Source organism: Paenibacillus sp. PL2-23 (assembly GCF_040834005.1).
Lineage (GTDB): Bacteria > Bacillota > Bacilli > Paenibacillales > Paenibacillaceae > Pristimantibacillus.
Genome location: NZ_CP162129.1, coordinates 5,160,961 through 5,173,189 on the forward strand (window position 1 = coordinate 5,160,961; position 12,229 = coordinate 5,173,189).

Sequence of the window (12,229 nt, forward strand, 5' to 3'; positions counted from 1 at the left end):
CCACCCATGGTCAGAGCTTGGTCAGCACGTTCAACTATACTGAGCGAGATGCACAAATGAAGAGAATATGTCGAAAATGCAAGAAAGGATGACAAAAGAGCTATGAAGGCTGCAAGATCCCATCGTCACCGCAAACCGCCTCTGGACCGTTTCCTGTCTTGGTTCGGCTACTTGCCCGGACTGTCCGGAAACGCTCTGACCGTAAGCCAGAAAAGCATCGCGCTGATGCTGGCTATGATGCTGCTCCTCCAGACCCTGCAGATTGGAGGCTTCGTCCAGCGCACAGCCGCCGCTCCAGTCGCCGTACCGGATTCGGTCATAAAGCAGGTGCTGCTCCTGCAGGGACCAAGCTTCGACAATAACGCCCTGCTGAGCTGCTTCGCAGCTCCCGACAGCTCCTGCCCATCCCTGCTCGCAGCTGTCAAAAACGACGGCTCCACAGCTCCCGTTTATACGGGTGAATTCGAGGCGACGCTGGGCGGAACGAGCTACCCGTTCACGTTGGCCTATGATTGGGAGATTACCGACGAAATTGCAGCGAACGGTGGAACGTACACGTTCCAGCTGCCAGCTCAATTGAAGCTTGAGGCCGATATCGTCAATGTATCGCTCGGCAATGCCGGCACCTTCTCCGTAGACAAAGCCGCCAAGACGATTACAGTTACATTCGTCGCTCAGGGAGGCGATCCTCTGTCCCATCAGAAGAAGGGCGGCATGCAGGTTAACGCCTGGCTGGAGGAGACCACGGTCATCGAGGACCGCGAGATCATCGTCCGCATACCAGTCAGCGCTTCAGCCACAATCGAGGTGGAGCTGCCCGTTGACTTTGGCAATCCTGCCCCGACCATCAGCAAAACGCGTACTGGCGTGGATCGTACCGTCAATACGTCCGAGGTCTATTGGAGCGTCGACGTTAACCGCTCGCTCGCGACGCTGGGACAAGCCATTGTCGAGGACACCCTGCCAGCCGATCTGGAGTTGGATCCCGCAAGCGTCGCCGTACATCCGCTCATCGTCAGCATGAACGGCTCCGTGACGGAAGGCGCGCCGCTGGGCGGAGGTTACATCGTCGATCCCGCAGCCGGCCCGAACCAGTTCACGGTCGACCTGGGAGCTATCGACTCCGCTTATCGCATCAAATTTACGACAAAGGTTAAAAGCGACGCCGTCATTCCGGAAAGTCCGGCGAAGTCCCTGACCAACACGGTCAGATTGTATGATGGCGGCACTCAGCGCGCTTCCGCCTCCGCCAATGTCTCCGTGCAGCGCGGCCCTTCACTCAGGAAAACCGCTGGCGGCTATTCGCCTGACAACGATCACGAGGTCGTCTGGACGCTTAACTTCAACTTCGGCCAGCTCGAGCATACCAATCCGGTGCTGACTGACATCCTGCCGGAAGGCCATGCCATCGTGCCCGGCTCCATGACTGTGGAAGCCGTTCATGTGAACGGCGACGGGTCCGCAGGAGCGACAATCGGCGCGCCGCTGGTGGATGGAGCTGGCTATACGCTGACTTACAGCCCATCGGGAAGCCCGACGGTAAAGGATGCATTCGACTTGCAGCTTAACGGCCCGGTTACCGAAGCATACCGCATCGTGTATCGAACCAAGGCCAAGCCTGATGCGCCTGTCGTCAGCGACGGGACCAAAAGCAATAATCTGACTACCGACGTCTCCGCCGGCAGCGTCAGCGCGTCAGTCAACTATCAGCAGCGGGTCATCGACAAAACAGGCTCGCTGACGGATTATAACGCCAAGGAAATATCCTGGACAATCGTGCTTAACCGGAACGGCTACCGCTTCGAGGAGGACGGCGCCGACAAGGTCAAGCTGACCGATACCTACGGCAACAGAGGCTTGACGCTCATTCCGGGATCGTTGACGGTGACGCCGCAAGGAGGAGCCGCGCTTACGGAAGGCGTGGACTACACCTTGTCGACGACCAGTGACGGCTCGCGCGAATCCGGCTTTGAGCTGGTGTTCGCCGACAGCTATACCTTCGACAAACGCCATACGATCACCTATCGAACAGCTTATGATTATGAGAGCTATCCGGCTGCCAGCCCTTGGAATGCCAGCAATCGGTACACGTTCCCGAACACTGGCACCTTCTCCTGGGGCAAGATCGTGGACAACGCTACGGGGACCATAACCTATGCGAGCCGGGGCAGCCAATCCGACGGCCATACCATTACGCCGAATGACTATACGCGTTATAACGGCTATAAGAACGGGACTTACGATGCACGAGACAAGTCCATAACATGGAACGTGCTTTTTAACTACCACAACGAAGCCGTTACCGGAGCCGTCATTACTGATACGCTTCAAAACGGGCAGGAGCTGGTGAATGGCTCCATCGTCGTCACACGGCAAACCCTTGCGCCGGGAGGCGGCTTGTCGAACGGCGCGACACTGAATGCAGGGGCCGACTATACGGTTGCTTATGATACGTCGGGAGCAAATCCGGTGTTGACTATCACCTTCAACGGCACCCTTACAGGCCCGCATCTCATTACGTTCCAAACCACAATGGCGGGCAAGCTGGTGCCTCAGCAAATCAACAACACAGCCGATTTCTCCAGCAGCAATTCGCTGTACCGGGCAACCTTGACCGCCAGCGTATCGCCGCCTTACGGCAATGAATTTATCGTCAAGCAATTCAGGCAGCCAGATCCGGGCGGCTTGAGACTCGCCGAATGGACAATCTGGATTAACCGGAGCTTGTCCAAGCTGAACGAAATTGTCGTGGAGGATACGCCGGATGTCTACCAGACGTTGCTGCAGGATTCGTTCCAGCTGTACAAGGCAGTGCCGAATGTCGCCAATCCGACGAATGAGAGTCATTTCACGCTGACCTTGGTTCCGACAACAGATTACACGCTGACCTTCCAGCCGGTGTCGGCAGCAACGCCAGCGCATCTGATGTTCATCTTGTCTGTCAACGCCCCTGAGGAGGCAGCGTATAAGCTGGTGTACCGCTCCTTGCTTGCGGAAGGCGTGGGCAGCAACGCGACGAACCAATTCAAGATGAGCGGATGGGGCTCCTCGGTTACAAGCCAGCCGAGCCAGCATACATTCTCGGTTAACAAAAACTCGGCTTCCGGCTTCTCCTTCCCCTCAGGCGCCAGCTATCGGGGCAGCGTTAAGCTTGTGAAGCAAGCCGATGATGATACAAGCATCAAGCTTCAAAATGCCGTATTCAAGATCAAGCCGAAATTCGGACCGGACACAATTGCTCCGAAGACAACCGATGTCAACGGCGTCGTTGTATTCGACAACCTCCCGTTCGACGTTTATGAGCTGATCGAGGTCACGGCGCCAACAGGCTACAAGCTGGACGCGACCGCTCGCGAAATCGTCATTAACGATACTGACGAGGTTACGGTCACCATCAACAACGTCAACGATTCCGGACGCATCGGCAATTTTGTCTGGTTGGACCGGAATCGGGACGGCTTGCAGGATAGCGGCGAGACCGGTATCAACGGCATTACCGTCAAGCTGTACGAAAGCGGCAACGCGACTGCTGTCGCAACCACAACAACGGCCAATCATCCTGTTGACGGTACGCCAGGCTACTATTTGTTCAGCGGACTGGAGCCGGGGGATTACTTGGTACAATTCGAGTGGCCTTCCGATTACGAGCTGACACGCAATACGCCAGGCAACGCCGCCCTTGACAGCAATGCGCTGGACGGGGATAACAAAACGTCCGTCATTACGATTAACCGCGCGAACGGCTTCGAGGACCTCACTATTGATCTTGGTCTCGTCGCCAAAGGCGAAATCGGCGATTATGTCTGGCTGGATCGCGATCGGGACGGACGCCAGGATGCGGCGGAAGCCGGCATTAATGGCATTGAAGTGATCCTCTTCAAGGAAAGCGGCGGTGTGCGCACCGAGGTAAGCCGAACCACGACGGCCAACCATCCGACGGACGGCAAGCCGGGCTACTATCTGTTCGATCAATTGCTCAACGGGGATTATTATGTACAGTTTATCGTGCCTGTCAGCTACGACACGACGACTGCGGAGGCCGGCTCTGACCGCTCCGTCGATTCCAACGCGACAGACGCAGCCGGCTTGACGGGCGTCATTCCGATTGGACCAGGCGGGTGGGTGGATCACACTATTGATCTTGGACTGCAAGCCAAAGGCTCCATTGGCAATTACGTCTGGTTCGACAAGAACGATAACGGCATTCAAGATGCTGGCGAGCCTGGAATTGAGAACATTGAGGTTCGCTTGTACGACAAGAGCGGAGGCTCCTCCGTGCTGGTCGCTGCGCAGCAGACGGATGCCAACGGCTATTATTTATTCGAGCATCTGGTTCAGAACGACCATTATTACGTCTGGTTCCAAACGCCATCCATCTACGATCTCGCCAAGATGGAGGAGCCCGGCTCTTCAGCCGCTAATGATTCCAACCGGATTCATACCAGCGGCGCCAACGCCGGCGAAACGGTCCATGCCGTGCCAATTGGTCCGGCTGGGTGGAGCGATCTGACGATTGACCTGGGCTTTACCGGCAAAGGCGCCATCGGCAATTACGTATGGCACGACCGCAACCGCAATGGCTTGCAGGACGAGCATGAGATGCACGGCATTAACGGTGTAACCGTCTATCTGTACCGCGATACGCCGACAGGCACGCCTTACAAGACGGACACCACCAAGACGGAGGACGGCAAGCCGGGCTATTACGGGTTCAAGGAGCTTCCGGCAGGCACCTATTACGTTCGCTTCGAATTCCCGAGCGAATATGAGAAGACAACAGCAGAAGCCGATCCGGATTCCGCTGACGGCTCCAACGTCACGGACGCAACCCATACGACTGGCGCGATCAGAATCGCAGAATCCGAGACGCCGTATGGCTGGGTGAACCCCAGCATCGATCTGGGACTTGTCGCGCAAGGCTCCATCGGCAACTACGTCTGGTTCGACGAGAATCGCAACGGCATTCAGGACGCCTCTGAAGCGGGCATCAACGGCCTGACGCTGCGCTTGTACAAGAACAGCGCTGCGGGACCGGTCTATGCAGAGACTGTCACTGAGAACGGTCCGGACGGCAAGCCGGGGCATTACCTGTTCGACAACCTCGCCAGCGGCGATTATTACGTTCAGCTTATGCTGGACAACAGCCACGAGCTGACACTGGCGGAGCAGGGCAGCGGAGCAGGCGCCGACGAGCTCGACTCCAACGCGACGAATGCCGCCAACATCACGAGCGCTATTCCCATTGGCCCTCTCGCTCCGAAGGGCTGGAACGATCTGACGATCGACTTCGGCGTTGTACGAAAAGGAGCGATTGGCAATTTTGTATGGCATGATTGGGATTATAACGGCAAGCAGGATGAAGATGAGACCAGCGGACTGAATAACGTGACCGTCAGGCTCTACGATGCAGCCAAGACGTTGATCGCAACAACCGTCACCGCCGATAAGGACGGCAAACCAGGGTACTACCTGTTCGACCACCTGGTCGCAGGCGACTATTACGTGCAATTCGAGACGCCATTGTTCTACATCCCGACAAAGCAAGGAGCCGCAGGTGTAGCAGCCAGCCAGGATTCCAATCCAACACATGGCGGCATGACTGAAGCAATCGCGATCGGCCCTGTTGGACCTGCTATATGGCGAGACCTGACGATTGACCAAGGCTTCTATTATGTGCCTCCGTTCATACCAACGCCGACGCCAACGCCTTCACCTGGTCCGTCGCCAACGGGGCCTGAAGAGCCTGGCGCAACACCAACTCCGACGCCAACGCCGACTCCGTCACCGACGCCGGGCAACCCTGGCGTGCCGACCGCATCGCCAGCACCTTCTCCGACGTCTAAGACAGAGAAAACGCCGGAGGAAACGCCGATTGAGCTGGAAATTGAGGTGCCCAAGGGCGGCACAACCGTACCTGGCACGCCTCCAGGGAACGGGACGGTTACCGTGAAGCCGGACGGCAAGGTTACGTATACGCCTAAACCAGGCTTCACGGGCAGAGACAGATTCTCCGTCATTGTGAAGGATGAAGAAGGCAACGAGGAAGAGCTTTGGTTCGACATCGACGTGGAGGATACGCCGCTGGGCGGATTAGACGCCATTCCAGATGTGGACAAGCTGCCGAAAACAGGCGATACTAGCAGCCTGCCATTATATCTGCTTGGCGCCGCCTTTATCGCTATTGGCCTTCTTGGCCGATACGCCGGCAGAAGGAAATCCTCTTAATCGCATCATGAACACGCATCGCTTAGCATGACAAAAAGAGCTGCTCCGTTACCTTCCCAACAGGTAGACGGAACAGCTCTTTTTCATGATTTGCAGCTATACCTTGGCAGTCTCTTCCTCATTCGTCCCTGATGCTGTGGAGACGTCTCTCCGATTACGGGCGCGGCGGTTGCGCAGCAGCTCCAGCAATGTCGCAGCACCATCCGCGGCATAATAATTCGCCTGCTCGTCCGGAGCCAGAATAACGCCAAGCTGATGATGCTCGCCCGCGTAACGCGCCCTTCCGGCGAACTTAAGCTCGCCTTCATTGTTGAATACCTCCAGGCGGCAGAATGCGGAATTCAGCGCCAGCGCGTCATACAGCTCCTCCTTGGTCGACACCCGAACGCCGTTCACCTTGTGCAGCACCTCGCCGGGCAGCAAGCCCATCGCCGCAGCCGGCGTCCGCGGCACGATGCCCAGAATGCGCAAGCCGCGCGAGTCGTGTACGTACAGCGGCTTGGCGCTCTGCTCGGCCAGCCGGCTGCGCCATGCGATCGCTTCATGCAGCACGATGGCGACCAGCGCCGCCAGCGGCAGCAGCATCGGCACCAGCCAAGCCGCCAGCGCGCAGCCGGCCAGCAGGACACTGTACGCCAGCAAGCTGTTCGCCGCATGCTTCGCCTTCCGCTTCGGCAGGCTGGTTCGGGTCATCTCTGTAAAACCGATCATCATCGGCAGCGCCACGAAGGTCCAGCCCTGCGACCAGTCCGCCCCGAACAGGGGCGTCCAAGGCAGCGTCGTGCCGGAGGAAGCGCCTCCCACCGCCGGAACGAGCAGGAACAGAGGTACGGGCCAGAAGCCTTGCAGCATATAGCCACCGATCAGCTTGCCGCGCTTGCCCTCCACGAAGAGCGGCATCGACAGCCTGTCGCCCTGCCATCTCACCAGCAGAGCCTCCGCAATGTGGAGCAGCGCCACAAGCAGCAGCAAGCCTGCCGCATCTATCTCCAGTAGAGACGCCGCGGCTGAGCCCATCCAATCCGATCGTTCGTCAAGCAGCGTCCAGCCGAGCATCCACTGCAGGAGCGACAAGATGCCAGCGCTGTACGCAAAGCATAAGTATCGGATACGAATGAGCATCAGGAGCATGGCGACGCCCCATAGCCACAGAACGGCAGAAGGCGTAACCATCGCGCCAAGAAACACGCCCGCAAGCGAAACAGCCGTACCAACCAGCAGACCCGTCAGCACCGCTCTCAGCGTTAAGGGAAGCCAGTCATGCAGCTTGACCGCGAAGAGCTGTCTCTCCATTCGGATCTGCCTGCTGTATTGCAGGATAATAAACAAGACCGAAATATAATAAAATGGCTGCATGAGCAGCTGCAGAGCAGCATACCCCAGCTGCTGCCCGATCGCCTGAACGATATCCAATGCTCGCAATCCCCCTGTCTGTGCTTATCCCAATCGGAGATGAAAGAAAAAGAAGAAGGGCCGGCCTCCACAAGCGAAGCCAACCCTTCTTACATTCGACACAGACGCCTTATTTCCTGCCTACCGCCTTCACCGCTTCCAGCAGCTGAGCATCGTTGTCCTTATTCTGAATCCACTTGATAACCGATTTCTCCAGCGCTTCCGCCGTCTTCGTGTCGATCTCGCCAGTGACAGACAAGCCATTCTCGCGCTGGAAGTGCTGTACGGCCGTCGTTGTCTCTTCGCCAAAATAACCGTCCTCGCGCTTCGGCTCATAGCCGAGTCCATGCAGCATGATCTGGGCGCTGCGCACTTGCTCGCTCAGGCTGTCGGGCTTCAGCGTCTCCTTCACATTGATGCGAGCCACCGTATACAAATCCGGCGGCGTGACAAGCTGGTCCGGCGTAATGCCCTTCTCATGAATCCAGTTGCCATCTGGCGTCAGCCACTTGGCAATCGTCATTTTCACCAGGCTGCCGTCGCCCAGCGCCTTGTTATAGCTGACCTGAACGGTACCTTTGCCGAAGGACTGCTCACCGATGACAGTCGCGCCGGCCGCCTCCTGCAGCGCCCCCGCCAATATCTCCGAAGCGCTTGCGCTGCCCTTGTTCGTCAGCACCGCAATAGGGTAATTCTTCTGCTCGCCGCCCTTGGCGAGCGTCTTCTCGCGATTGCCGTCCCGATCCTCCACCTGGACGACGGTCGCGCCTTCCTTCATCATCAGCTGGGAGATCTCTACCACGACTGGCAGCACACCGCCAGGGTTATTCCGGACATCCAGCACAAGCCCCTTCATGCCCTGGCTCTCCAGCTTCTCCAGCTCCTCCTTGAAGCGCTTCGCCGTATTCAGGGAAAATTGGCGAATCTCGATGACGCCGACGCCATCGGGCCGAAGCGAGCCATACACGGTCTCCACATCAATATCCTCGCGGATAAGCGAGATATGGATCGGCTCAGAGAAGCCGGTCCGTTGTACAATCAGCTTGGCCTTGGTGCCTTTGGGACCGCGAATCTTCGACACGGCATCCTGCAGGCTCAGCCCATCCAGCGGCTCACCGTTGACCGAGACCAGCACGTCCTTGGCCAGCAGGCCCGAGCGCTCTGCAGGCGAGCCCTTGATGGGAGCTACAACGATGATTTTGCCATTCTCCGTTGTCACCTCCGCGCCGATTCCCGTGAACGAGCCCTCGATCGACTCTGAGAAATGCTGCGCCACGTCCTTCTCCATATAGACGGAATACGGGTCGTCGAGCGCCTCCATCATGCCGCTCACGGCGCCGTCAACCAGCTCCTCGCGATCTACATCCTCGTAGTACTTCGTTTCAATCAACTCGATGACCGCGTTCAGCTTGTCCAGCTCCTGCTGATTCAGCCGGTACATGCCGGCGTTGTCCGAAGCGGCAGCCGCAACGGCCGTGCTCGTCCGCTCCTCGTCTGGCTTCAGCCATTGATCGGCCATCGTCAATGTAACCAGTACGGAGGCGAACATCGACAGCATCACGAAAGCCAGTACAGTACGTCCTTTGAAATACACCTCAGTACACCACCCTTGCTTCAATATCCAGCTTGCACGACCTCTCTAGTATATGACAAGCGGGCAGCAATTATTTGCCTGTGTCAGTGGCTCCGAAGGCCGGCATTCTCGCCGGACAATAAGGGCAGCCCCAAGCTGCCGGGCTGCCTCTCTCTAGCGATATCCAATTATTACTTCAAATATCCGCCCGGATTAACCGGAACTTCGTTTTTACGCACTTCAAAATGCAAATGAGGCCCTGTGGAATTGCCGGTGCTGCCCACTTTGGCAATCTTGTCGCCGCGCTTCACCTCGTCGCCAACATCAACCAGTAGACCGCCGTTCATAATATGGCCGTACAGGGTCCAGAGACCATTGCCATGGTCAATAATGATACAGTTGCCGTAGCCGCTCCAGTTCTGCGACACGATAACAACGCCGGATTCCGCCGCATAGATGGCCGTCCCCTGCGGAGCGGCAAAATCGATGCCAGTGTGCGTGTGCTTTTTGCCCGAGATGGGATGGATCCGCGTACCGAAGTTCGAGGACACCCGGTAGCTGTCCCGAATTGGCATAGCCAGCTTGCCGCCGCTATACGGATTTTTGATCCGCTTCTCTTCCGCCTGCAGCTTCGACACCTGCGCAGCCAATGCTACGAGCAACTTCTCCTGCTCCTCGCTGATCACCTCGAACTCCTCGATGGACTCAGAGAGCTCCTCTGCCTTCTCGTTATAGCTGGCGATCAGCACTTCCTTCTCCGATTCCTTCTTCACGAGGTCCGCATGCTTCAGCATCAGCTCCTGATTGATCACCTCAAGCTCCGCGAACTGCGCCTCTACCTCTACCTTCTTCTGCGCGACGAGCTCCTTGTCTTCCTTCAGCCGCTTCACCATATCGCGGTCGGAGTCCAGAATCGTCTGCAGCGCGTCGAACCGGTCCAGGAAATCCGAGAAGCTTGTCGCGCTGAACAGCACGTCCATATAAGACACAAAACCATTCGAATACATGAGCCGCATACGCGCCTCCAGCAGCGCCTCGCGATCGACGACTCGCTTCTCCGCCAGCTCCAGATCCTGGCCGGTCTGAAGAAGCTCCACCTGCTTGGCTTCCTTCTCCGCCTTCTTCTTGGATTGCTCGATCGCAACCTTGTCGATTTCCTTCATCAGCGAGTTGATCTCAGCCAGCACGTCTTCCTTCTTGCGGGCGATCGTCTTCTGCTCCTGCTCCGCGTTCTGCTTCTGCCTGGCGACATCCGCCGCCTTGCGCTCCGCATCCTTGATCTTCTGGTTGGCCGCGCTGATTTCCTTCTGAATCTGAGAGAGTGTCGCGGCTTGCGCGACTTCCCCGCCGCCTCCCGAAGGCTGCAGGGATATAGTTGCAACCAGCGCACCGGCGATCATCACCAAGCCAAGCTTCTTCATCTTCTTCATCTCTGGTCTCCTCACCTACACTTTCAAATACTTGCGTACCGAAATGGTGCTTCCCCAAATGCCAATCAACGTTCCAACCGTAACAATCAGGACTGCCGTCATCCAGCCCGCTTCCTCCATAGGGACCATAGCGATCATCATCAGCGACAAGTCCAGCTGCGTCAGCTCAATGACCTGCTTGTAGCTGAGGAGCACAAGAGCCGTTGTAACGACGGAGCTGATGAAGCCGATCAACGCGCCTTCGATGAAGAAGGGCCAGCGGATAAAAGCGTTTGTCGCGCCGACCAGCTTCATAATGCCGATCTCCCGACGTCTATTAATAATTGTCATCTTGATCGTGTTGGAGATCAGGAACATAGCCGTTACCCCCAGACCGATGACAATGACAAAGCCGATATTGCGGACCGCATTCGTCACCTTGAACAATTGCTGCACATACCCCTCGCCATACTTGACCTTGGAGATCGGGAGCGTCTCATCCCCCTGATTAATTGCGTTAATCTGAGCGGCGACCGTCTCTACCGTCTGAGGGTCGAACACCTCTACCACATACGACACCGGCAGCGGATTATTATCGTTGTTATAGCCCTCCAGCCAATCGCCGTTTTCCTCGCCCATTGCTTCCTTGAGCAGGGCCAAGCCCTCCTCCTTGGAGACGACGGTCACCTTGCTGACCTCTTGAATATTGCCGATTTTGTTCTGAAGCTCCGTAACCTTGGCGTCCTCCACATTCGTCTGCAGGTACACCTTGATCTGCACCTTGCTTTCGATCTGGGAAGCCATATGGTTGACGTTCATCGCAAGCAGGACGAAGATGCCGAGAATAAACAACGAGATAAAGATCGAGCTCATGGAAGCGAAGGACATCCAGCCGTTGCGAATAATATTCTTGACACCCTCGCGCATGTGACGGAGAATCGTGCTAAACTTCATAGCCGTACTCCCCTCTCGCCTCGTCCCGAACGATGTTGCCATTCTCGATCGCGATGACGCGCTTGCGCATGTTGTTCACAATATCGCGGTTATGCGTCGCCATTATAATGGTCGACCCCCGGAAGTTGATCTCCTCCAGCAGATTCATAATGCCCATCGACGTTTCAGGATCGAGATTGCCGGTAGGCTCGTCCGCGACAATAACCGTGGGATTGTTCACTATTGCCCGGGCAATCGACACGCGCTGCTGCTCTCCGCCCGACAGCTGGGACGGCAACGCCGCGTGCTTGTGCTTCAATCCGACGAGGTCGAGCACCTCCATCGTCCTCTTCTTGATAATGCGGCGTGGAGCCTCGATGACCTCCATCGCAAAAGCGACATTTTCGTACACTGTCATCTTAGGAAGTAACCGGAAATCCTGGAAAATAACTCCGATATTGCGTCTGACGTATGGAATTTTGCGCGGCTTCAGCTTGCCTATATTAAATCCGTTGACCGAGATTTGGCCTTTGGTAGGCACTTCCTCCCGGTAAATCAGCTTCATAAATGTAGATTTGCCGGCACCCGAGGGTCCAACGACATAAACAAACTCATTCCGATCTATACGTACCGAAACGCCGCGAAGCGCGTGCGTGCCATCGGCGTAAGTTTTCCATATGTCGTGCATTTCGATCAC

Annotated in this window: 6 protein-coding genes; 1 reads left to right on the top strand and 5 read right to left on the bottom strand. The window is 56.8% G+C overall.

Going from position 1 to position 12,229, the window contains the following annotated elements; all coding sequences use genetic code 11:
- The first annotated feature begins 102 nt into the window (after positions 1–102).
- Positions 103–6,225: an SdrD B-like domain-containing protein gene (locus AB1S56_RS22930; RefSeq protein WP_340872857.1), complete on the top strand. Its 6,123-nt coding sequence runs from the start codon at positions 103–105 to the stop codon at positions 6,223–6,225.
- A 96-nt stretch (positions 6,226–6,321) separates the two neighbouring features.
- On the opposite strand, the gene AB1S56_RS22935 is transcribed toward AB1S56_RS22930, so the two are convergent.
- From AB1S56_RS22935 to ftsE, 5 genes are all read right to left on the bottom strand, one after another.
- Positions 6,322–7,638, bottom strand: coding sequence for a PDZ domain-containing protein (locus AB1S56_RS22935; RefSeq protein ID WP_340872855.1), 1,317 nt, complete (start codon positions 7,636–7,638; stop codon positions 6,322–6,324).
- Positions 7,639–7,747: 109 nt separating this feature from the next.
- Positions 7,748–9,211: a S41 family peptidase gene (locus tag AB1S56_RS22940; protein WP_340872854.1), complete on the bottom strand. Its 1,464-nt coding sequence runs from the start codon at positions 9,209–9,211 to the stop codon at positions 7,748–7,750.
- A gap of 170 nt (positions 9,212–9,381) precedes the next feature.
- On the bottom strand, positions 9,382–10,620 hold the full coding sequence (locus AB1S56_RS22945) for a peptidoglycan DD-metalloendopeptidase family protein (RefSeq protein ID WP_340872853.1): 1,239 nt from the start codon (positions 10,618–10,620) through the stop codon (positions 9,382–9,384).
- Positions 10,621–10,635: 15 nt separating this feature from the next.
- Entirely contained in the window at positions 10,636–11,553 is a 918-nt protein-coding gene (gene ftsX / locus AB1S56_RS22950; protein WP_340872852.1) for a permease-like cell division protein FtsX, read from the bottom strand.
- A complete protein-coding gene (gene ftsE / locus AB1S56_RS22955; RefSeq protein ID WP_340872851.1) occupies positions 11,543–12,229 on the bottom strand; it encodes a cell division ATP-binding protein FtsE in 687 nt (228 codons plus the stop codon). The genes ftsX and ftsE overlap by 11 nt, the downstream gene beginning before the upstream one ends.

Bases quoted from the DNA above. Each gene is read 5' to 3' on its own strand.
- AB1S56_RS22945 (WP_340872853.1), bottom strand. From the start codon at position 10,620: ATGAAGAAGATGAAGAAGCTTGGCTTGGTGATGATCGCCGGTGCGCTG.
- AB1S56_RS22930 (WP_340872857.1), top strand. From the start codon at position 103: ATGAAGGCTGCAAGATCCCATCGTCACCGCAAACCGCCTCTGGACCGT.
- ftsX (WP_340872852.1), bottom strand. From the start codon at position 11,553: ATGAAGTTTAGCACGATTCTCCGTCACATGCGCGAGGGTGTCAAGAAT.